Here is a 22,452-nt window from a genome sequence, read left to right on the forward strand (position 1 = left end):
AGCGCGCGTCTCACAGGGCCTCCAGCGCGTCTCTGAGGCGGCGTAACAGGGCGACATCGGCGTCGGCCGACGCCGCGCCGGCCCAGGCGGGCACGGCCGGGGCGGGCGGCAGCGGACGCGGCGCCGCAGCCCGTACGAGGCCGGCGGCGGCGAGCCTGCGCAGATCCACCAGGGTGTGGAAGGCGGGCCTGCCGAGGACGTGGGAGATGTCGGCCGCGGTGCGCGCCCCGTCCACGAGGGCGAGCACCGCGCGCTGGCGCGGCGGCACCGCGGGGCTGTGGCGGCCGCCGTCCCGTTCGAGGGGCGCCGTGTCGGTCGCGGCGTCGGGCCGGATGCCGTGCAGCAGCTCGCGCCGGCGCAGCGTCTCGGCCTCCACGGACGCGACGGAGACGGGATGGACGGTGCCGAACCAGTGGGCGGCGCCGTAGCGGAAGCGGGCCGGGGCGCCGCTGGGCGCGAGGGCGAAGAACGCGGCGTCGTAGAGGGCGCCCAGGTGGCAGAGTTCGAGCGCGCCGTCGGTGAGCCGGCCGCTCTCCACGAGGTACCGGCCGACCCGCTGCCGTGTCCCGGCCGCGTCGACGGCCTCCCACCAGCCGTCGGGGTGCAGGGTGCCGCCGGTGGTGAGCAGGACGTCGATGCCGGGCGTCGCGGGGCTCTCGGCGTGCACGACCTGTCCGTCGGCGAGGTAGAGCGTGCCGCGGTCGCGCAGCAGGGCGCCGGTGGCCCGCTCCTCGGCGAGGCGGCGCAGCATGGGGGAGACCCCGGCCGGTGCCGTGGTGCGCCCCTCGGCCCTGGCCGCTGCCGTCGCGGTCACCCGAGCACCAGCCGGTCCGCCATCTCGCCGAGCCGGATGCGGGACAGCGCCAGGTTGCCTTGTTCCCGGTCGAGCCACAGATGGAGGAAGACGCTGCTGTCGAACGTGGTCCGCACGAAGCGCAGCACGTGATAGCCGTCCCGGCTGGTGACGATGACGTCCTCGACCGGCGGCTCGCCGGCGGACCAGTCGGCGCCGCCGGCGGGCGCGAAGGCGCGGTGCTCGGCTGTCATCCGGGCCAGCTCGGCGGCTTCCGCGGCGGTCGCCTCGTGGTCCCCGTTCGGCGAGTCCCCGACGGTGCCGAGGGCGAGCCCACTGGTCCAGTCGACCACGGAGGCACCCCGCGCACCGGGCAGCCGCATGGCTTCCAGCAGGCACTCGTCGATTCCGGGCACACCGGACTCCTCCCGTACGTGACGTTCGGCCGTGTGCACGACGCTACGCAACGTACGGAGGCCAGGTGAGGGTTCTGGCATTTTCCAGTGGAACATGCGTGGATCTACTAAAATCCGCCAACCAGCTTGATATCCGCGGGAGTCGGGGTGCCGTCCTGCCCGGAGGAAGCCCCTCCGCATGGCCCCCGCAGTGCCTCCGCAGCGCCCCCTCAAGGCCCCGGCAGTGCCTCCGGTGCGTCACCGCCCGACTCCCTGACGATCTCTGTGACCAGGCGATCACCCCTGTCCGGCGCGGCGGCGCGGCAACCGGCCGCGGAGATGTATTGACTAGCTCTATTCAGAACGCCAGGATGTGAATAATCACGGCAACAGTTTCTAGGAGGCAGCCATGTCAGGACCCCGCCCCGTACGAGCCCCGCGCGGTACGGAACTGAACACCCTGGGATGGCAGCAGGAGGGCGCCCTGCGGATGCTCATGAACAACCTCGACGCGGAGGTTGCCGAGCACCCCGACAAGCTGGTCGTCTACGGGGGCACCGGCAAGGCGGCCCGGTCCTGGGAGGCGTTCGACGCGATCGTGCGCACGCTCAAGACGCTGAAGGCGGACGAGACCCTCCTCGTGCAGTCCGGCAAGCCGGTCGGCGTGATGCGCACGCACGAGTGGGCGCCGCGCGTGCTGCTCGCCAACTCCAACCTGGTGGGCGACTGGGCCAACTGGGAAGAGTTCCGCAAGCTGGAGGCCGAGGGCCTGACCATGTACGGCCAGATGACGGCCGGTTCGTGGATCTACATCGGCTCGCAGGGCATCGTCCAGGGCACCTACGAGACCTTCGGCGCCGTCGCCCGCAAGAAGTTCAACGGCACCCTCGCCGGGACCATCACCCTCACCGCCGGCGTCGGCGGCATGGGCGGCGCCCAGCCCCTCGCGGTCACCATGAACGAGGGTGTCGCCATCTGCGTCGACGTCGACGAGACCCGCATCGACCGCCGCATCGGCACCCGCTACCTGGACGTGAAGGCCGACAACCTGGACCACGCCCTCGAGCTCGCGGTCCAGGCCCGTGACGAGCGCCGCGGCCTGTCCATCGGCGTGGTGGGCAACGCCGCCGAGATCTTCCCGGAGCTGCTGCGCCGCGAGGCCCCGATCGACATCGTCACCGACCAGACCTCCGCCCACGACCCGCTGGCCTACCTGCCCGTCGGCATCTCGGTCGAGGACTGGGACAAGGAGCGCGAGGCCGACCCGGCCGGCTTCACCGACAAGGCGCGCCACTCGATGCGCCTCCACGTCGAGGCCATGATCGGCTTCCTCGACCGCGGCGCCGAGGTCTTCGACTACGGCAACTCCATCCGCGACGAGGCCCGCAAGGCGGGCTGCGAGCGTGCCTTCGACTTCCCCGGCTTCGTCCCGGCGCACATCCGCCCGCTGTTCGAGGAGGGCCTCGGCCCGTTCCGCTGGGCCGCCCTGTCCGGCGACCCGGAGGACATCGCCAAGACCGACAAGGCGATCAAGGAGCTGTTCCCGGAGAACAAGCACCTGCACCGCTGGATCGACATGGCCGCCGAGCGGATCGCCTTCGAAGGCCTGCCCGCGCGCATCTGCTGGCTCGGCTACGGCGAGCGCCACCTGGCCGGTCTGAAGTTCAACGAGATGGTCGCCTCCGGCGAGCTCTCCGCCCCGGTCGCCATCGGCCGTGACCACCTCGACTCCGGCTCGGTCGCCTCCCCGTACCGCGAAACCGAGGCCATGAAGGACGGCTCCGACGCCATCGCCGACTGGCCGCTGCTCAACGCCCTGGTCAACACGGCCTCCGGTGCCTCCTGGGTCTCCATCCACCACGGTGGCGGCGTCGGCATGGGCCGCTCCATCCACGCCGGCCAGGTCTGCGTCGCCGACGGCACCGAGCTGGCCGCGCAGAAGATCGAGCGCGTCCTCACCAACGACCCGGCGATGGGCGTCATCCGCCACGTCGACGCGGGCTACGAGCACGCGGCCGAGGTCGCGGCCGAGCGCGGGGTGCGGGTGCCGATGCGCGAGGGTGACGACGCGTGACGAGTTCTTCCTTCGGCGAGATGTGGCGCGACCTCGCGCCCATCGGCCGCAACAACGAGAGCGGCGGCTACCGCCGCTACGCCTGGACCGCCGCCGACACCGACTGCCGGGCCTGGTTCAGGGCACAGGCCGAGTCCCGGGGCCTGACCTACGAGCTCGACCGCAACGGAAACCAGTGGGCCTGGCTCGGTGACCCGGCCGCCGGGGACGCCGTCGTCACCGGCTCCCACCTGGACTCCGTACCGGACGGCGGCGCGTTCGACGGGCCCCTCGGGGTCGTGTCGTCCTTCGCCGCCCTCGACGAACTCCGCCGCAGGGGAGCGGAGTTCACCCGCCCCCTCGCCCTCACCAACTTCGGTGACGAGGAGGGGGCCCGGTTCGGCCTGGCCTGCGTCGGCTCCCGCCTCACCGCGGGCCGGCTCACCCCCGAGCAGGCGGCGCAGCTGCGGGACGGCGACGGCGTCAGCCTCCCGCAGGCCATGGAGCGGGCGGGCTACGACCCGGAGGCGATCGGCCCCGACCCCGAGCGCCTCGCGCGCATCGGCGCCTTCGTCGAGCTGCACGTGGAGCAGGGCCGCGCCCTGGACCTGTCCGGCGACGCCGTGGGCATCGCGAGCGCGATCTGGCCGCACGGCCGCTGGCGCTTCGACTTCCGCGGCGAGGCCAACCACGCGGGCACCACCCGTCTCGTGGACCGCCGCGACCCGATGCTGTCGTACGCGCAGACCGTCCTGGCGGCCCGCCGCGAGGCGGAACTCGCGGGCGCCGTCGCCACGTTCGGCAAGATCTCCGTCGAGCCGAACGGCGTCAACGCCATCCCGTCCCTGGTCCGCGGCTGGCTCGACTCCCGCGCCGCCGACCAGCAGACCCTCGACACGGTCGTCACGGCCGTCGAGAAGGCGGCCCGCGAGTACGCCGACGCGCACGGCATCGACCTGGAGACCGTGCGCGAGTCGTTCACGCCGGTCGTCGAGTTCGACCACGCGCTGCGCGACGAACTCGGCCGCATCCTCGGCACCGACGACAAGCTCACCGTCCCGGTCCTCGGCACCGGCGCGGGACACGACGCCGGAATCCTCGCGGACTCCGTGCCGACCGCCATGCTGTTCGTGCGCAACCCCACGGGCGTCTCGCACTCCCCGGCCGAACACGCCGCGGAGGACGACTGCCTCGCCGGGGTGAACGCACTCGCCGACGTACTGGAGGGCTTGGCGTGCAGGTGACGTACTGGCTGGAACATGCCTGGCTCGACCCGGAGGTCGAGCCGGGCGTGGTCGTCGAGGTGTCGCAGGACGGCCGCATCGCGGACGTGCGCACCGGCGTCGACACCCCGCCCCCCGGCGCGACCGTGCTGCGCGGCCTGACCGTCCCCGGCCTGGCCAACGCCCACAGCCACGCCTTCCACCGCGCCCTGCGCTCCACCGTCCAGGTGGGCTCGGGCACGTTCTGGACGTGGCGCGAGGTCATGTACTCGGTCGCCGACCGGCTGACCCCGGACACGTATCACGCGCTCGCCAGGGCGGTGTACGCGGAGATGGCGCTCGCCGGGATCACCGCCGTCGGCGAGTTCCACTATCTGCACCACGCGCCGGGCGGCACCGCGTACGACGACCCCAACGCGATGGGCGAGGCCCTGATCGCGGCCGCCGCCGAGGCCGGCATCCGCATCACGCTCCTCGACACGGCGTACGTCTCCTCCGGCTTCGGCAAGGAGCCGGACCGCCACCAGCGGCGCTTCTCCGACGGCGCCACCGAGGCGTGGGCCGAGCGGGCCACGCTCCTCAAGGACCGCGACCACGCACGCATCGGCGCGGCGATCCACTCCGTGCGGGCCGTCCCAGCGGACCAGCTCGACACGGTCGCCGAGTGGGCGAGGACGCGCGGCGCGCCCCTGCACGTCCACCTCTCCGAGCAGACCGCGGAGAACGAGGCGTGCCTGGCCGCGCACGGCTGCACGCCGACCCGGCTCCTCGCGGACCACGGCGTGCTCGGCCCGGACACCACGGGCGTCCACAACACGCACCTCACCGACGAGGACATCGCCCTGCTCGGCGGTTCCGGCACGGGCACGTGCATGTGCCCCACGACGGAACGCGACCTGGCCGACGGCATCGGCCCCGCCGTCGCCCTCCAGAAGGAGGGCTCACCGCTCTCCCTGGGCTCGGACAGCCACGCCGTCATCGACCTCTTCGAAGAGGCGCGGGCGATGGAGCTGAACGAGCGGCTGCGCACGCGCACCCGGGGCCACTGGACGGCGGCGGCCCTGCTGCGCGCCGCCACGGCCGACGGGCACGCGGCGCTCGGCTGGACCGACGCCGGACGTATCGAACGCGGGGCCCTCGCCGACTTCACGACGGTGGCCCTGGACTCCGTACGCACAGCGGGCCCGCTGCCGCGCCTCGGGGCGGAGACAGCGGTGTTCGCGGCGTCGGCCGCGGATGTCCGGCACACGGTCGTGGGCGGCCGCCAGGTGGTCCGTGACGGGCAGCACGAGCTGGTCGGGGATGTCGCGGGGGCGCTGACGGCGGCGATCGGGGCGCTGCGGGGGTAAAGCTTCCCCAGCCCGCCCCTTCCCGATTCCCGAATGTCCTCGAACGCCGGACGGGCTGACACCACAGCCCTTCCGGCGTTCGAGGATTCCCCACCCGCGGAGAGGAACCATGACCACCACCGTCATCACCAACATCGGCTCCCTGGTCACCAACGACCCGGCCCAGGGCGACAGCCCTCTCGGTCTCGTCGAGAACGCGGCCGTCGTCATCGAGGACGACCGGATCGCCTGGGTGGGGCCGCAGGCGCAGGCGCCGGCCGCCGACGCCACCCACGACGCCGAAGGCCGCGCCGTCATCCCCGGCTTCGTCGACTCGCACTCCCACCTGGTGTTCGCGGGCGACCGCACCCAGGAGTTCAACGCCCGCATGTCGGGCCGCAGTTACTCCGCCGGAGGCATCCGTACGACGGTCGCGGCCACCCGCGCCGCCACGGACGCGGAGCTGGAGGCGAACCTCACCCACTACCTCGCCGAGGCGCTGCGCCAGGGCACGACGACGTTCGAGACGAAGTCGGGCTACGGCCTGACCGTCGAGGACGAGGCGAGGGCGCTGCGCATCGCGGCGAGGCACACCGACGAGGTCACCTACCTCGGCGCGCACATCGTGTCGCCGGACTACGCGGACGACCCGGCCGCCTACGTCGCGCTCGTCACCGGCGAGATGCTGGACGCCTGCGCCCCGCACGCCCGCTGGGTCGACGTCTTCTGCGAGAAGGGCGCCTTCGACGGCGACCAGGCCCGCGCGATCCTCAAGGCCGGCCAGGCCCGCGGCCTGCACCCCCGCGTCCACGCGAACCAGCTCAGCTACGGGCCCGGGGTCCAGCTCGCCGTCGAGCTCGACGCGGCGAGCGCCGACCACTGCACGCACCTCACGGACGCGGACGTCGACGCCCTCGCGAACAGCGGGACGGTCGCCACGCTGCTGCCCGGCGCCGAGTTCTCGACGCGCGCCGAGTGGCCCGACGCCCGTCGTCTCCTGGACGCGGGAGCGACCGTGGCGCTGTCCACGGACTGCAACCCGGGCTCGTCCTTCACGTCCTCGGTGCCGTTCTGCATCGCCCTGGCCGTACGGGACATGGGGATGACGCCGGACGAGGCGATCTGGGCCGCGACGGCGGGCGGCGCGCGGGCGCTGCGCCGCGACGACATCGGCCGCGTGGCGCCGGGCGCGTACGCGGACCTGGCCCTGCTCGACGCGCCGAGCCATGTGCACCTGGCGTACCGGCCGGGCGTGCCGCTGGTGTCGGCCGTCTGGCGGCGCGGAGTGCGCGCCGCCTGACCGGGCACACACGCCGCCTCCGCACGCACACGCCGCCTCCGCGCCGAGTGCGCGGAGGCGGCGGAGGTCAGTCGGCCGGCGTGACGGCTATTCCTCCAGCGTGAGGCCCTTGCGCAGGCGTACCAGCGTGCGCGAGAGCAGCCGCGACACGTGCATCTGGGAGATGCCCAGCTCGTCACCGATCTCCGACTGCGTCATGTTGGCGACGAAGCGCAGGGAGAGGATCTTCCGGTCCCGCGAAGGGAGTTCGGCGATCAGGGGCTTCAGGGACTCGACGTACTCGATGCCCTCGAGCTCATGGTCCTCGTACCCGATGCGGTCCGCGAGCGCGCCCTCGGAGTCGTCCTCCTCGGGCTGTGCGTCCAGGGAGCTGGCCGTGTAGGCGTTGGAGGCGGCCATGCCCTCGACGACCTCGTCGTTCGTGATGCCCAGGCGCTCGGCGAGCTCGCCCACCGTCGGTGCGCGGTCGAACTGCTGGGCGAGTTCGTCGCCCGCCTTGGCAAGGTCGAGACGAAGCTCCTGGAGCCGCCGCGGAACGCGGACCGACCAGGACGTGTCGCGGAAGAAGCGCTTGATCTCGCCGACGATGGTCGGCATCGCGAACGTGGGGAACTCGACGCCACGGCTCAGCTCGAAGCGGTCGATCGCCTTGATCAGGCCGATCGTGCCGACCTGGATGATGTCCTCCATCGGCTCGCTGCGGGAGCGAAACCGGGACGCCGCGAACTTCACCAGGGCGAGATTGAGTTCAACCAGCGTGTTGCGGACATACGAATACTCGTGGGTGCCCTCTTCGAGGGACTCCAGCCGCCCGAAGAGCGTTTTTGACAGGGCCCGTGCGTCCCGGGGAGCCACCTCGTCGAAAGGCGGGATCTCCGGCAGGCCGGCCAGGTTGTCGAAGGCCTCGTGTTCCGGTGGGGGTGTCGACGTCGACGCCTGGTCAGTACGCGATTCGTCGAGCCGGGGTGACATGATGTCCTCCATCGTTCTCGGCATATGGCTGCCGATGCCAATACGTGCACTGCGGTGTGCGGCGCCTCCGTAGCCGGCCGTGGTTGAAACTGTCCTTACTAGGCCTACCCGCTTTTACGCTCCGCCCGCAAGTGCGTTCTGTCAGTAAATGTCCGATTCCTAGGGGTTGTTCGGGTACCGGAGGGCGTAGCAAAGGCGTAGTGTTCGAGGGCGTCAATGAACAGCCACGACGGTCGAGCAGACTCGGAAGAGAGAGACGTCATGGACCGCGGGACAGTCGGCAGCGCGCATCGGGGCCGGCTTCTGGTCGAGGTGCGGGAAGAGGGCGCCAGCGCCGTCGTGACTCCGGTGGGTGAGCTGGATCACCACACCGCAGATCTGTTGCGAGAACCCCTGGAGAGCTGCCTCACGGCCGGATTCTCACGGCTGGTGATCGACTGCTCACGGCTGGAGTTCTGTGATTCGACCGGGCTCAATGTGCTGCTCGGCGCCCGCCTCAAGGCGGAAGCCGCCGGCGGCGGAGTCCATCTGGCCGGGATGCTGCCCGTGGTGGCCCGGGTCTTCGAGATCACCGGTGCGGAGGCCGTCTTCACCGTCCATGAGTCGCTGGACGCGGCTCTCGGCGACTGACGGGACGCGTACGCAGGTGAAGCACGGAAGTTACGCGTCAGTTGTCTCTACGTGATCGAGGCGTTACCAGCGTCACACCGACCATGCCGAAGAAGTGGGTGTTCTCGCGGATCGGCCGGGCAGGAGACATGCTGGGTCCCACCCCGGACCGCGCCGCCACGGCGGATCATTTCCACACATCACACGTCAAGAGTCTCGGTGAGGTGAAGTGCTGATGGGCACCACCCGGCCTTACTCGCCGGGCGACCGCGGCCCGGAGCCGGAAGCCGCCGGTGATACCGGTGGCACGCCAGGTCTGTCCTCCGCCGACGTCGGGCGGGCAGCCGGGCACCAGAGCCGCAGGCTGAACCTGGTCGGGGCGGCCGGCATCGTCCCCCTGGCCCGCGACTTCACCCGTGAGGCGCTGCACGCATGGGGCTGGATGCCGGCGGGCACCGCCGACCGGCGGGCCGCCGCCGAGGACGTCCTGCTCGTCGTCTCCGAGCTGGTCACCAACGCCTGCCTGCACGCCGAGGGCCCCGACGAGCTGCGCATCTCCTGCGACAGCAAGGTGCTGCGCATCGAGGTCTCCGACCGGGGAGCCGGGCAGCCCGCGCCCCGGACCCCGCACCGCGCCGGACGCCCCGGCGGGCACGGGATGTTCATCGTGCAGCGCCTGTGCATGGACTGGGGCGTCGTCAGGGCCGCAGGCGTCCCCGGTAAGACCGTCTGGGCCGAAGTCGGGGCACCCGCCTGACCGGAGCCCTTGGGGGGCTTGGGGTTACCCCGGGTTCGTACGTCTCTTCGCACGCGCCGGATCCCATCGGATCCGGCGCGCACTTATGTCTTCCCTCGACAAGGTCCCCGGCGTACCTTGAGCGCCCAATCTGATGTGCCGTCAGTAACTTGGCGCGTGCAACTCAGGAACTCCCGGCATGAGGGGAACTCGAGGTGTCGTACCGGACGTACCAGAAGCGAACGGCAGGGCTCGCGCTCGCCGCGGCCCTGGGCTGTGGCGCGGCTTCCACGGTGCTGCTGGCCGCACCCGCAGCCCACGCCGATGTGCAGGACGTCAACTACCAGTGCAAGACGCCGATCGGGAACAAGGGAGCGGTCTCCCCGATCGACATCAAAGGCGTGAAGAGCGGCAGCGGCTACAAGATCACCATGTCCTTCCAGAAGGGCGTCTCGTCCAGCCCGGTCGAGCTCGGCAAGGGCGCGATGAAGCCCAGCGCCGTCATCAAGCTGGGCGGCGCGGAGAGCGGCTCCCTGCCGGTGTCCGGGCCGCCGAACGCGGAGGCGGTCCCCGCCAACACCCCCATCAAGATCAGCGACTTGTCGGGCACCTACACACCGGCCAAGAGCGGCAAGGTCACCTTCACGGCGGGTGTCCTCACCATCAAGGCGCTCGGCACCACGACCACGTGCACACCCGCGAACAGCCCGAAGCCGTCACTGACCCTGGACGTCAAGTCGGCCGGGGGCGGCGGCACTTCGGGCGGCTCGCAGAGCACCCCGTCCGGCGGCGAACTGCCGCAGACCGGACCCGAGGACTCCGCGATCGCGCTCGGCACCCTCGGTGGCACGGTGCTGCTCGCGGGCGCGGCGGGCGTGCTGTGGCTGACGCGGCGCAACCAGGCGGCGCGCTGACCTCGGCGGCCGTGCCCGTCCGACACCCGTACGCGAACCTGGAGCCGCCGATGCCGTCCAGTCCCCGGGCCCGCGCCCGCCTGCGCGCGCTGTGCGGGGCCGCCGTCCTGCTGACCGCGGGGGCGGGGGTCCCGGCGGCCGCGGCCGGTACGGCGCCCGCGTGGTCGGTCGCCCCGTCGGCGGGCGGCGGCACCAGGCCCGCGACGGACGGGCGCCCCTACTTCTACGCGGAGGGGGTGCCCGGCGCCGTGCTCCAGGACAAGGTGGCCGTCACCAACCCCGGCGGCCGCCCCCTGACCGTAAAGCTGCGGGGCGCCGACGCCGACAACACCGGCACCGGCGCCCTCTCCCTGCGCACGAAGTCGACCGACACGGGCGCGTGGATCACCTTCGCCCGGCGCGAGGTGAGGATCCCGGCGCGCACCCGCGCCGAGGTGCCCTTCACCGTCACCGTCCCGGCCGACGCCACACCCGGCGACCACCCCGGCGCCGTCGTGGCGAGCGCGAACGGGCGCGACACCGGGGTCAGTATCCATCTGCGGGTCAGCGGCCCCACCCTGTCGGCGCTCACCGTCGAGCGGGTGCGGGTCACCGGCGGCCGGATCTCGTACGACCTCGTCAACCGCGGCAACACCGTCCTGACGCCGAGGCTGGCCGTGCGTGCCGACGGCGTACTCGGCCGGGCGCTGGACCGGCGTCCGCGCACGCTGCCGGTCGAGCTGCTGCCCGGCCGCCGCGTGACCCTCAGCGAGCCCTGGAAGAACAGCCCCGTCCTCGATTCGGTCCGGGTGCGGCTCACGGTCACGGCCGGGGGCGGCGCCCACGACGAGGCGACGGCGACGAAGCGGTTCGTGCCGTGGGCGGCGGTCGCGGGAACGTGCGCCGTGATCCTGGCCGCCGGGGGCGCGGCCTTCTGGCTCGTACGCCGACGGCGGCATGCGAACGGCGAGAACGGCGCGGACAGCGGAAGCAGCGAGAACGGCGCGGACAGCGGGAACCACGGGAGCCACGAGATCCAAGGGAGTTGGTCATGAACCGCCGCCACCGCTGCGGGCCCCGGCTGTGGGCGGCAGCGCTCGTCCTGGTCACCGCGCTCGGCCTGGCCGCCCTGCCGCAGCTGACGGCCTCCGCCGCCTCCGCCGCGGAAGGGCCGGCCGTGACGCTGTCCAAGTCCCAGGCGGGGACGGGTGGTTCGATCACCGTCAGCGGCTCCGGGTGGCGTTCCAAGACGCTGCTCATGATGCTCATCTGCGGCCAGTCCGAACCCGGCAGGGGAGTCATCGGCGGTACGAACTCCTGCGCCAACGCCGACGGCCGCGCCGTCACCACCGGGGACAAGGGCACCTTCAGCAAGAAGCTCCCGGTCGCCGAGCCGCCGGTGCCCTGCCCGTGCGTCGTCCACGTGGCGACCGTCACCGGCGACAAGGCGCAGGCGGACGCGGTGCTCAAGGTCGCGGGCCATCCGGTCAAGGCGCTCCCCACGCAGTCGGGCGGCGGGAAGCTGTCCGTTCTCAGCGATACGCGGCTCGACGGTTCGAGCGGCGTCCTGACCTGGTTCGGCGCCCCGGCGTCGCGCACCTTCGTCTTCACCGTCGGCAACGTCGGCTCGGCCCCCCTCAAGGACCCGGTCTTCCAGGTCGGCACGTCCCACGGCGTGTTCGCCCCGCAGTGGGAGGACCAGCAGTGGCGCGGCACGATCGCCCCCGGCAGGAAGGCGCAGATCAAGCTGCCCGTCGAGCTCACTTCGGGGGCGCACGGCAACTACCTGGTCTCCCTCAAGTTCGGCGGCAAGGTCCTCGCCGAGCAGCCGTGGGGTGTGGGCCGCCCCTGGGGCGTGACCCTCTTCTGGATCCTGCTCTGCGTCGTCGTACCGGCCGCCGTGTTCCGTATCGGGATGGCCGTCGTCGAACGCGTACGCCCACGGCGGTCCGGCGGCGCGGGCCGGCACCGCGGTGGCCTGCGCCTGTCCGAAGTGACGGCGCGGCTGCCGAGATTGACCCTCCCGGAATCGTCCCGCCGCTCCACGGACAGGGATCCCGGCCCCACCACGACTTCTACTTCTACGGCCCTGCCCTGGTTCACCCCGGACACCGATCCGGGCGCACCGGCCGGTCAGCTCTCCGCACCGTCAGACAACAGCCCGACAACGAAGGGAAACACGTGAGCACCCAACGGAGAGTGAGCGCGGCCGGCGTCGCCCTGATGCTGGGCGGTGCGGGCCTGCTGCTCGCCGCCGCACCGGCACAGGCCGCCGAGGTCGCGTACAAGACCGAGTGCATCCCGCCCGCGATCTCCGGCCTGCCGCCCGTGGAGGGCACGACGAAGGTGGAGATCACGGCGCCCGCCGAGGCGAAGGTGGGGGACGAGGTGGAGGTCGTCTGGAAGACGACACAGGCCGCCTCGAGCAACCCCGACGTCCTCGACCTGGAGAAGGACACCGTCCAGCCGACCGGCACGGTCAAGGTGGGCGGCGCGCAGACCGCGGACCTGGCGGTGGAGGGCACCCGCACCAACCCGCCGATCAAGAAGAACAGCCCCATGGTGCTCTCCGACATGAAGGGCAAGATCAAGCTGACGGCGCCCGGCGAGGTGACGCTGACCCCGGACAAGTACAACATCAACGTCAGCAAGCCGATCTCGACGGACACCAAGTGCTCGCCCAAGGAGACCGTCAAGCCCGGCGCGACCATCAAGGTCACCGACGCGGGCGGCGCGACCACGGGCGGGCTGCCCACCGGCCTCCCGACGGGCCTGCCCACCGGGCTTCCGACGGGTCTGCCGACCGGGCTCCCCACGGGCGGCACCAGCGGCGGCTCCTCCGGTACGGGCGGCAGTGACACCGGTGGCAGTGACACCGGTGGCAGCGGTGGCGGGAAGAGCGACTTCACCGGCAAGGAAGTCCAGATCCCCTACAAGTGCAAGACGCCCATCGGCGACAAGAGCGCCACCTCGCCGGTGCAGATCAACGCCAAGAAGGACGGCGGGAACTACGGCCTGACGGTCCAGTTCAAGAAGTCCGTCATGGACAGCCCGGCAGACATCCCCGCCGACTCGGTCAAGCCGTCGATGGAGGTCAAGCTGGGCGGCGCCGACAAGGGCACGGTCCATGTGGAGGGCCCCACGAACAAGGAGCCCATCAAGTCCGGTGCACCGATCAACATCCCCGACCTCACCGGCACCTACAAGCCGGGCGCCGACGGCAAGTCGACCCTGTCGCCCGGAGTGCTCACGGTGAAGGCCCTCGGTACGACGACCACGTGCACCCCGTCGAAGACGGAGGTCTCGTTGGAGATCGACACGGCGGCCCAGCCGGGCGGCGCGGCCGGCGGCTCGGGCTCCGGGTCGGCGGGCGGTTCGGACACCTCCGGCGGCCTCGCGGAGACAGGCTCCTCGAACGACGGCATCCTGCGCGCCCTCGGCCTGGTCGCGGGCACGGTGATCCTGCTGGGCGGAGCGGTGTTCACATTCCTGCCGCGCCGGCGCCGGGCGAACTGAACGAACAGCTGAGCCAATGGGCCCGGGGCGCGCACGGTCGCCCCGGGCCCATGCCGGCGTTCCCGGGCCAGTAGCTTCTTGACCCTCACACCGTGTCAGGCGGTCAGCTCGGAGACATCATGTTCACCATCGGAGACTTCGCCCGGCACGGCCGCGTCTCAGTCCGGATGCTGCGTCACTACGACGCGACCGGCCTGCTGCGCCCGGCCCACGTCGACCCTGCGAGCGGCTATCGCTACTACACCGCTGCTCAGCTCGCCCGCCTCAACCGGATCATCGCGCTCAAGGACCTCGGATTCGTCCTTCAGCAGGTGCGGGACATCGTGGACGAGAGGGTCGGTGTCGAGGAACTGCGCGGGATGCTGCGGCTGCGGCATGCGGAACTGGAGGCCGCAGTGGCTGCCGCGGGGGCACGGCTGGTCCAGGTCGAGGCGAGGCTCCGAGCGATCGAGAGTGAGGGGCACATGCCCACGAACGACGTTGTCATCAAGAGCGTCCCCGCTGTCCGGGTGGCGGAGCTGACCGCGACCGCCGCGAGTTTCGGGCCCGAGGACATCGGCCCGGTCATCGGGCCGCTCTACGACGAGCTGTTCCGGTGCCTGGGCTCGGCGGGTATTGCCCCCACGGGCCCCGGAGTCGCGTACTACGAGGACGCTCCGGAGGGTGGCGGCAGGATCAGCGTGCACGCCGCCGTCCAGGTCTCCGCCCCTCTTCAGGACGGCGTCTTCCGTGTCCTCGACCTGCCGTCCCTCGACCAGGCGGCGACCATCGTGCACCGCGGTTCGATGGACACCGTGATCCCCACCGTCCAGACCCTGGCCCGCTGGACCGATGCCAACGGCTACCGGTCGAACGGTTACCCCCGTGAGGTCAACCTGGAGTGTCCCGAGAACACTGACGACTGGGTGACGGAATTGCAGGCACCGGTGACCCGGGCCTGACCGATCGCCGTCCGCGCCGGCAAGACCCCCCACGGCTGAACCCGCCGGGGCGTACAGCGCAAACGCCGAAGGGCCGCCGCACCGATTCCGGTGCGGCGGCCCTTCACACGTGTACAGGCCGAGCGGAGTGCGTCAGTGCACGTCGCCCATGAGCTCCTTGACCTTCTTGCGGTACATGAAGACCGCGCCACCCGCGATCACCGCGAGCGCGGCCTCCAGGCCCACGACGCCCGTGCCGTTGAGGTCGACGCCGGCTGTGGAGAGCAGACCCGTCACCGCGTCGCCCGCCGTCACCGCGAGGAACCAGACACCCATCATCTGGGAGCCGTACTTCGCCGGCGCCATCTTGGTGGTCACCGAGAGGCCGACCGGGGAGAGCGTCAGCTCGCCGACCGTCTGGACGAAGTAGATCAGGACGAGCCACCAGGGGCTGACCTTGCCGTCGCCCGCGGCCGTCAGCGGCAGCAGGAAGACGAAGAAGGAGATGCCGACGAGGGCCAGGCCGAGCGAGAACTTGGTGACCGTGCTCGGCTCCTTGCCCTTGCGGGCCAGCGCCAGCCAGATCATGGCGGCGACCGGGGCCAGCGCCATGATGATCACCGGGTTCACGGACTGGAACCAGGAGACCGGGAAGTCCCAGCCGAAGACGCTCGTGTTGGCGTGGCTGTCGGCGAAGATCGACAGGGTGGAGCCACCCTGGTCGTAGATCATCCAGAAGACCGCGGCGGCGACGAAGAACCAGATGTAGCCGGAGACCTTGGACTGCTCGGTGCTCGTCAGTTCCTTGTCGCGCTTGATGCGGCCGAGGACCATGATCGGGACGATCAGGCCGACCAGCATGAGCGGGACCATCACCCAGTTCAGGGTGTAGGTGCCGGTGCCCACGACGATGCCGTAGAAGACGACCGCGACGAGCAGCCAGATCATCGACTTCTTCAGCGTGGCGGCACGCTCGGCGGCGTCCAGCGGCTTCGGGACGACCGACGACTTCTCCGACAGGTGGCGGGTGCCCAGCAGGAACTGGCCGAGGCCGATCGCCATGCCGACCGCGGCGAGCGCGAAGCCGAGGTGCCAGTTCACGTTCTGGCCGACGGTGCCGATGACCAGCGGCGCGGCGAACGCGCCGAGGTTGATGCCCATGTAGAAGACGGTGAAGCCGCCGTCACGGCGCGGGTCGTCGGCGCCGTTGTAGAGGTGGCCCACCATCGTCGAGATGTTGGACTTCAGCAGACCCGAACCGACGGCCACGAAGAGCAGACCGACGTAGAAGATGCCGTTCGACGGTACGGCCAGCAGCAGGTGGCCGATCATGATCACCGCACCGGCGATCGCGGTCGTCTTACGGGGTCCCCACACACGGTCGCCGAACCAGCCGCCGGGCATGGCGAGCAGGTACACCGTCGAGACGTAGACGGAGTAGATGGCGATCGCGGTGCCCGCGTCGAGGCCGAGCCCCTCGGGGGCCACCAGGTACAGCGGAAGCAGGGCGCGCATGCCGTAGTAGGAGAAACGCTCCCACATCTCGGTCATGAACAGAGTGGCCAGACCGCGAGGGTGGCCGAAGAAGGTCTTACCGCCGGAGGGTGCTCCGGTGGATTCCTTCGTCAGGCTGGTCGCCATGGAAGTTCCTTGCTGGTACGGGTCGCGGGTCGTGGGTGACCGCGCGGCCAGTGAGGGGGGTGGCCGGCACCGGGACCTGCCGTCCTCCTCCCCACGCCCACAGGGGATCGCCTCCGTGTGCGAAGACGCTTACGGAGACCAGGTACGGCTGTCCCGGGATCCACACCCCGTGCGCGACTTCGCGTCCGGGGCCCGGCCCACAGGTCATTCCTTCAACGCTGGCGGTGACCAGCTCACACATGAAAGAGACCTTCGCAGCGCGTACGCTCAAAGGCCTTCTTTAGTGCATCAGGCGTCCAGTCACCATACGACACGACAGTGCGGCATATGGAAGGACTTGAGAGATGGATCACAGGCCCTGGCGGAACCGTTCGCGCGGATTCGAAGGCGTTCCCCAGGATCTCATCCCACAGCCGCAGGTCCACCCGGCCAGGTCACGGCCCTGGCGGATCACCCCCCGGCCGCCGTCCGGCGCGGACTACCATCACTGCATGACCCGTGTACTGCTCGCCGAGGACGACGCGTCCATCTCGGAGCCACTGGCCCGTGCCCTGCGCAGGGAGGGTTACGAGGTCGAAGTGCGTGAGGACGGCCCGACCGCGCTCGACGCGGGACTTCAGGGCAGCATCGACCTCGTCGTACTCGACCTGGGGCTGCCCGGCATGGACGGCCTGGAGGTCGCCCGGCGGATGCGCGCCGAGGGGCACACGGTGCCCGTCCTCATCCTGACCGCCCGCGCCGACGAGGTGGACACCGTCGTCGGCCTGGACGCCGGCGCCGACGACTACGTCACCAAGCCGTTCCGCCTCGCCGAACTGCTCGCCCGCGTACGGGCCCTGCTGCGGCGCGGCGCCGCAGAGCCTCAGCAGCCGCCCGCCACGCACGGCGTCCGCATCGACGTCGAGTCGCACCGCGCGTGGATGGGCGACGAGGAACTCCAGCTCACCGCCAAGGAGTTCGACCTGCTGCGGGTCCTGGTGCGCGACGCCGGCCGGGTCGTCACGCGCGACCAGCTGATGCGCGAGGTCTGGGACACCACGTGGTGGTCGTCGACGAAGACCCTCGACATGCACATCTCCTGGCTGCGCAAGAAGCTCGGCGACGACGCCGCCAACCCGCGCTACATCGCCACGGTGCGCGGCGTCGGCTTCCGTTTCGAGAAGAGCTGACGTACTGGTACAGCTATGCGCCGCCGTCTGATCAACTCCACGCTCGCCGTCGTGCTCGTCGTGATCGCTGTCTTCGGGGTCTCGCTCGTCATCGTCGAGACCCGCACGATCACCAACAGCGCCCAGGAGCGGGTGGACTCCGAGGCGGTCCGGCTCGTCAGCATCGTCGACAGCCGGCTCCTCGGTGACGAACAGGTCACCGGCGCGATCCTGAGGAACCAGGTCGGCCCCGACCGGTACGCCAGGATCGAGCTGCCGGGGCGCGCGCCCATCGAGATCGGTGAGCGCCCCCGAGGGGACGTCATCCAGGCCACGGCCAAGGGCGAGAAGGGCGAGACGGTCACCGTCGAGGAGCCGCGCTCCTCCGTCACCCGCGAGGTCGGCCGCACGCTGCTGATCATCGCCGGGGTGGCGCTGCTCGCCGTCATCGCCGCGGTCCTGCTCGCCGTACGCCAGGCCAACCGGCTCACGTCCCCGCTCACCGACCTCGCGTCCACCGCGGAGCGCCTCGGCTCGGGCGACCCCCGCCCGCGCCACCGCCGCTACGGGGTGGCCGAGCTGGACCGGGTCGCCGACGTCCTCGACTCCAGCGCCGAGCGGATCGCCCGCATGCTGACCGCCGAGCGGCGCCTGGCGGCCGACGCCTCGCACCAGCTCCGTACGCCCCTCACGGCGCTCTCCATGCGCCTGGAGGAGATCACCGTCACCGATGACCTGGACACGGTGAAGGAGGAGGCGACGATCGCCCTCGCGCAGGTCGAGCGGCTCACGGACGTCGTGGAGCGGCTGCTGACCAACTCGCGCGACCCGCGCACGGGGTCCGCGGTCTCCTTCGACCTGGACGAGGTCATCAAGCAGCAGCTGGAGGAGTGGCGCCCCGCCTACCGCAGCGCGGGCCGCGCCATCGTCTCCTCGGGCAAGCGGCATCTGAAGGCCGTGGGCACGCCGGGCGCCGTCGCCCAGGTGCTCGCCGCGCTGATCGAGAACTCGCTCATGCACGGCGGCGGCACGGTCGCGCTGCGCACCCGGGTCACCGGCAACCAGGCCGTCGTCGAGGTCACGGACGAGGGTCCCGGGGTGCCGGGGGACCTGGGGGCGCGGATCTTCGAGCGGACCATCAGCGGCCGCAACTCGACGGGCATCGGCCTCGCGGTCGCCCGCGACCTGGCCGAGGCGGACGGGGGCCGCCTGGAGATGCTCCAGACGAACCCGCCGGTGTTCGGCCTGTTCCTGTCGCGTACGCCGCTGAAGAAGTCGGCGCCGGGTGAGGGGACGGAGACGGTTCGCTAGCCGGCCGGCCGGTGAGCGGCCCCGGTCAGCGGTGGGTGCGCTGGATGTCGGAGCGGCGGTCCTCGCGCCCGTCCCGACCATCACGCCCGTCCCGCCCGTCCCCGGCCTCCAGGAACGATTCGGCGCGGGTGACGGTCTCGCGGCCGGGCATGGTCTTGAAGACCCACGTGCGGTACGACCAGAACCGGAACAGCGTCGCGATGCCGATGCCGACGAACTTGAAGACGTTGCGCTGCAGCGAGCTGTCCCAGCCGAAGCCGTAGATCGCCAGGTACAGGACGCCGTTCTCGATCACCAGGCCGACCGCACTGAACGCCAGGAACAGCGAGAGCTCCCGCGTCCGGCCACTCTTGTCGCGGTCACGGTAGGTGAAGTAGCGGAACCCCACGTAGTTGAACGCGATGGCGATGACCGTGGCGATGACGTTCGCCCGCACCGCCTGAAGGTTCGTGGTGTGCCACAGAAAGTTGGAGACGCCGAAGTTCACCAGGGTTCCGAGCGCGCCCACGGCACCGAATTTGGCGACCTCGCGACCGAGCCGGTCGAGCCGCGCACGCCAAGTGGCAGGTCCGTTCATCGTGCTCGCCCCAGCCCCCGTAGTTCCGATATATCGACCCAGTCATGCTAACCAGGCGGCAGGTCGGGCGCCTGGGGACGCCTAATCCTGGCACCGCGTGGCGGCCGATACCCTGGGGGTGTGACGTTCCCGGTAGTCGGCATGGTCGGCGGGGGGCAGCTCGCTCGTATGACACACGAGGCGGGCATCCCGCTCGGCATCAAGTTCAAGCTCCTCAGTGACACTCCTCAGGATTCCGCGGCGCAGGTCGTCAGCGATGTCGTCATAGGCGACTATCGCGACCTGGACACGCTGCGTGACTTCGCGCGGGGCTGTGACGTGATCACCTTCGATCACGAGCACGTGCCCACGGAGCACCTGCGGGCCCTGGAGGCGGACGGTATCCCCGTGCGCCCCGGACCCGAGGCGCTGGTGCACGCCCAGGACAAGGGTGTGATGCGCGCGAAGCTCACTCAGATCGGCGCTCCCTGCCCGCGCCACCGCCTCGTGAAGGATCCTGCCGATGTGGCGGCCTTCGCGGCGGAGGCCGCCACTGACGGCGATTCCGCCAGTGACGGGTTCCCCGTGATCCTCAAGACGGTGCGCGGCGGCTATGACGGGAAGGGGGTGTGGTTCGTACGGTCCCTGGACGACGCGGCCGAGCCCTTCAAGGCCGGCGTCCCCGTCCTCGCGGAGGAGAAGGTCGACTTCGTACGGGAGCTCGCGGCCAATGTCGTCCGCTCGCCGCACGGCCAGGCCGTGGCCTACCCCGTCGTCGAGTCCCAGCAGGTCGACGGCGTGTGCGACACGGTGATCGCGCCCGCCCCCGGCCTCGACGAGAACCTCGCCCTGCGCGCCGAGCAGCTGGCGCTCGGCATCGCGAAGGAGCTCGGTGTCGTCGGGCACCTCGCGGTCGAGCTCTTCGAGACCCGCGACGGCCGCATCCTGGTCAACGAACTGGCGATGCGCCCGCACAACTCCGGCCACTGGACCCAGGACGGGGCCGTGACCTCGCAGTTCGCGAACCACGTCCGCGCCGTCCTCGACCTCCCCCTCGGCGACCCGCGCCCGCGCGCCCCCTGGACGGTCATGTGCAACGTCCTCGGCGGCGACTACCCGGACATGTACTCCGCGTACCTGCACTGCATGGCCCGCGACCCGAAGCTCAAGATCCACATGTACGGCAAGGACGTGAAGCCCGGACGCAAGGTCGGCCACGTCAACACCTACGGCGACGACCTGGACGACGTGCTGGAGCGCGCCCGTCACGCAGCCGGCTACCTCAGAGGAACGATCACCGAATGAGCACGTCCCCTGTCGTTGGCATTGTCATGGGTTCCGACTCCGACTGGCCCGTCATGGAGGCCGCCGCCCAGGTTCTCGACGAGTTCGAGATCCCCTACGAGGTGGATGTCGTCTCCGCCCACCGCATGCCGCGCGAAATGATCGCGTACGGCGAGCAGGCGGACGGCCGCGGCCTCAAGGCGATCATCGCCGGAGCCGGGGGAGCCGCCCATCTGCCGGGCATGCTCGCCTCCGTGACCCCGCTGCCCGTCATCGGCGTCCCGGTCCCGCTGAAGTACCTCGACGGCATGGACAGCCTGCTGTCCATCGTGCAGATGCCCGCGGGCGTCCCCGTCGCCACCGTCTCCGTCGGCGGCGCGCGCAATGCCGGTCTCCTCGCGGCCCGCATCCTCGCCACGCACGACGAGGAACTCCTCGGCCGCATGCGGGAGTTCCAGCAGGAGCTGAACGACCAGGCCACGGAGAAGGGCAAGCGGCTGCGGGCCAAGGTCGAGGGCACGTCCGGCTTCGGCTTCGGGAAGTGACGGCGATGACCACCTCGCTGGAGCGGGCCCGCGCGATACTCGCCGACTTCCCCGTCGTCGACGGACACAACGACCTGCCGTGGGCGCTGCGCGAGCAGGTCGCGTACGACATCGACGCGCGGGACATCGCCGTCGACCAGAGCGCGCATCTGCACACCGACCTGGCCCGGCTGCGGGCCGGCGGGGTCGGCGCGCAGTTCTGGTCCGTGTACGTGCGCTCGGACATGGCCGGTGACGTGGCGGTCAGCGCCACCCTGGAGCAGATCGACTGCGTCCAGCAGCTGATCGAGCGCTACCCGGCAGACCTGCGCCGCGCGCTGACGGCCGCCGACATGGAGGCCGCCCGCACCGAGGGCCGTATCGCGTCCCTCATGGGCGCCGAGGGCGGCCACTCCATCGACAACTCGCTGGCCACGCTGCGCGCGCTGCACACTCTGGGCGTGCGCTACATGACGCTCACGCACAACGACAACATCGCGTGGGCGGACTCGGCGACGGACGAGCCGGGCGTCGGCGGACTCTCGCCCTTCGGCCACGAGGTCGTACGGGAGATGAACCGGGCCGGCATGCTCGTCGACCTCTCGCACGTGGCGGCGACCACGATGCGGGCCGCGCTCGACACCTCGGTCGCGCCGGTGATCTTCTCCCACTCGTCCTCGCGCGCGGTGTGCGACCACCCGCGCAACATCCCGGACGACGTCCTGGAGCGGCTGCCCGCGAACGGCGGCGTCGCGATGGCCACGTTCGTGCCGAAGTTCGTCCTCCAGGCCGCCGTCGACTGGACGGCCGCCGCGGACGAGAATCTGCGTGCGCACGGCTTCCACCACCTGGACACGTCGCCGGAGGCCATGAAGCTCCACCGCGTGTTCGAGGAGGCGCGCCCGCGCCCGGTCGCCACCGTCTCCACGGTCGCCGACCACCTCGACCACATGCGTGAGGTCGCCGGCGTCGACCACATCGGCATCGGCGGCGACTACGACGGCACGGCGTTCCTGCCGGACGGCCTCGGCGACGTCTCGGGCTACCCGAACCTGATCGCGGAGCTCGTCGACCGCGGCTGGTCGGACCCCGACCTCGCCAAGCTGACCTGGCAGAACGCGGTACGGGTCCTCGGCGCGGCGGAGGACGTGGCCCGGGACGAGCAGTCCCGCCGCGGTCCGTCGAACGCGACGCTGGAGCAGCTCGACGGCTGAACGGCCAGGCTCGAGGGCCCTGGCTCGACGGCTGAA

21 protein-coding genes are annotated in these 22,452 nt (G+C 71.1%); 16 read left to right on the forward strand and 5 right to left on the reverse strand.

The genetic code is table 11. From position 1 onward, the window contains the following. Positions 1-10 precede the first annotated feature (10 nt). Positions 11-814 (reverse strand): transcriptional regulator, encoded by an 804-nt coding sequence (locus tag OG574_RS27705; RefSeq protein WP_398377920.1) that lies wholly within the window; start codon positions 812-814, stop codon positions 11-13. After that, positions 811-1,209: a hypothetical protein gene (locus OG574_RS27710; RefSeq protein ID WP_100597931.1), complete on the reverse strand. Its 399-nt coding sequence runs from the start codon at positions 1,207-1,209 to the stop codon at positions 811-813. The genes OG574_RS27705 and OG574_RS27710 overlap by 4 nt, the downstream gene beginning before the upstream one ends. A gap of 388 nt (positions 1,210-1,597) precedes the next feature. Here OG574_RS27710 and hutU point away from each other — a divergent pair, with 388 nt between their 5' ends. From hutU to hutI, 4 genes are all read left to right on the forward strand, one after another. Further along, complete coding sequence (hutU, locus tag OG574_RS27715; RefSeq protein ID WP_100597932.1) at positions 1,598-3,262, forward strand: urocanate hydratase; 1,665 nt, start codon at positions 1,598-1,600, stop codon at positions 3,260-3,262. Between the two features lie 20 nt (positions 3,263-3,282). After that, on the forward strand, positions 3,283-4,485 hold the full coding sequence (locus OG574_RS27720; RefSeq protein WP_326778643.1) for an allantoate amidohydrolase: 1,203 nt from the start codon (positions 3,283-3,285) through the stop codon (positions 4,483-4,485). Then, positions 4,476-5,813 (forward strand): formimidoylglutamate deiminase, encoded by a 1,338-nt coding sequence (locus OG574_RS27725; RefSeq protein ID WP_326775410.1) that lies wholly within the window; start codon positions 4,476-4,478, stop codon positions 5,811-5,813. Before OG574_RS27720 ends, OG574_RS27725 begins: the two co-directional genes overlap by 10 nt. Before the next feature lie 109 nt (positions 5,814-5,922). Continuing rightward, a complete protein-coding gene (gene hutI / locus OG574_RS27730) occupies positions 5,923-7,092 on the forward strand; it encodes an imidazolonepropionase (protein WP_326775411.1) in 1,170 nt (389 codons plus the stop codon). Positions 7,093-7,179: 87 nt separating this feature from the next. Here the strand turns inward: hutI and OG574_RS27735 are convergent, their stop codons facing one another. Continuing rightward, complete coding sequence (locus OG574_RS27735; protein WP_100597980.1) at positions 7,180-8,064, reverse strand: RNA polymerase sigma factor SigF; 885 nt, start codon at positions 8,062-8,064, stop codon at positions 7,180-7,182. Positions 8,065-8,325: 261 nt separating this feature from the next. On the opposite strand from OG574_RS27735, the gene OG574_RS27740 reads away from it, so the two are divergent. The 7 genes from OG574_RS27740 to OG574_RS27770 all read left to right on the forward strand — a co-directional run bounded on the left by OG574_RS27740 (position 8,326) and on the right by OG574_RS27770 (position 14,759). Next, a complete protein-coding gene (locus OG574_RS27740; protein WP_326775412.1) occupies positions 8,326-8,694 on the forward strand; it encodes an STAS domain-containing protein in 369 nt (122 codons plus the stop codon). Positions 8,695-8,908: 214 nt separating this feature from the next. After that, entirely contained in the window at positions 8,909-9,430 is a 522-nt protein-coding gene (locus OG574_RS27745; RefSeq protein WP_326775413.1) for an ATP-binding protein, read from the forward strand. Between the two features lie 194 nt (positions 9,431-9,624). Beyond that, complete coding sequence (locus OG574_RS27750; RefSeq protein WP_326775414.1) at positions 9,625-10,323, forward strand: LPXTG cell wall anchor domain-containing protein; 699 nt, start codon at positions 9,625-9,627, stop codon at positions 10,321-10,323. 50 nt (positions 10,324-10,373) lie between these two features. Next, positions 10,374-11,357 (forward strand): COG1470 family protein, encoded by a 984-nt coding sequence (locus OG574_RS27755; protein ID WP_326775415.1) that lies wholly within the window; start codon positions 10,374-10,376, stop codon positions 11,355-11,357. Next, positions 11,354-12,487 (forward strand): hypothetical protein, encoded by a 1,134-nt coding sequence (locus OG574_RS27760; protein WP_326775416.1) that lies wholly within the window; start codon positions 11,354-11,356, stop codon positions 12,485-12,487. The genes OG574_RS27755 and OG574_RS27760 overlap by 4 nt, the downstream gene beginning before the upstream one ends. Positions 12,488-12,525: 38 nt before the next feature. Continuing rightward, the gene (locus OG574_RS27765) at positions 12,526-13,818 is read left to right on the forward strand and encodes a hypothetical protein (protein WP_326778644.1); all 1,293 of its coding nucleotides are present in this window, start codon (positions 12,526-12,528) and stop codon (positions 13,816-13,818) included. Between the two features lie 119 nt (positions 13,819-13,937). Beyond that, positions 13,938-14,759, forward strand: a complete 822-nt coding sequence (locus OG574_RS27770; protein ID WP_326775417.1) for a MerR family transcriptional regulator — start codon at positions 13,938-13,940, stop codon at positions 14,757-14,759. Positions 14,760-14,891: 132 nt separating this feature from the next. Here OG574_RS27770 and OG574_RS27775 read toward each other — a convergent pair whose 3' ends face one another. Continuing rightward, positions 14,892-16,379, reverse strand: coding sequence for a peptide MFS transporter (locus OG574_RS27775; protein ID WP_326775418.1), 1,488 nt, complete (start codon positions 16,377-16,379; stop codon positions 14,892-14,894). A gap of 491 nt (positions 16,380-16,870) precedes the next feature. Here OG574_RS27775 and OG574_RS27780 point away from each other — a divergent pair, with 491 nt between their 5' ends. Together OG574_RS27780 and OG574_RS27785 are read left to right on the forward strand one after the other, a co-directional pair. Continuing rightward, positions 16,871-17,548, forward strand: a complete 678-nt coding sequence (locus tag OG574_RS27780; RefSeq protein WP_100597941.1) for a response regulator transcription factor — start codon at positions 16,871-16,873, stop codon at positions 17,546-17,548. Between the two features lie 15 nt (positions 17,549-17,563). After that, entirely contained in the window at positions 17,564-18,838 is a 1,275-nt protein-coding gene (locus OG574_RS27785; RefSeq protein WP_100597942.1) for an ATP-binding protein, read from the forward strand. Between the two features lie 25 nt (positions 18,839-18,863). On the opposite strand, the gene OG574_RS27790 is transcribed toward OG574_RS27785, so the two are convergent. Next, the gene (locus OG574_RS27790; RefSeq protein WP_326775419.1) at positions 18,864-19,415 is read right to left on the reverse strand and encodes a GtrA family protein; all 552 of its coding nucleotides are present in this window, start codon (positions 19,413-19,415) and stop codon (positions 18,864-18,866) included. Between the two features lie 120 nt (positions 19,416-19,535). Here OG574_RS27790 and OG574_RS27795 point away from each other — a divergent pair, with 120 nt between their 5' ends. Genes OG574_RS27795 through OG574_RS27805 form a run of 3 tightly spaced genes read left to right on the forward strand, consistent with a single transcriptional unit; the run spans position 19,536 to position 22,416 of the window. Beyond that, a complete protein-coding gene (locus OG574_RS27795; RefSeq protein WP_326775420.1) occupies positions 19,536-20,699 on the forward strand; it encodes a 5-(carboxyamino)imidazole ribonucleotide synthase in 1,164 nt (387 codons plus the stop codon). After that, entirely contained in the window at positions 20,696-21,223 is a 528-nt protein-coding gene (gene purE / locus OG574_RS27800) for a 5-(carboxyamino)imidazole ribonucleotide mutase (RefSeq protein WP_326775421.1), read from the forward strand. Before OG574_RS27795 ends, purE begins: the two co-directional genes overlap by 4 nt. Positions 21,224-21,228: 5 nt before the next feature. Further along, on the forward strand, positions 21,229-22,416 hold the full coding sequence (locus OG574_RS27805; RefSeq protein ID WP_326775422.1) for a dipeptidase: 1,188 nt from the start codon (positions 21,229-21,231) through the stop codon (positions 22,414-22,416). Positions 22,417-22,452 lie beyond the last annotated feature (36 nt).

This window comes from Streptomyces sp. NBC_01445 (assembly GCF_035918235.1).
In the GTDB taxonomy this organism is placed as follows: domain Bacteria; phylum Actinomycetota; class Actinomycetes; order Streptomycetales; family Streptomycetaceae; genus Streptomyces.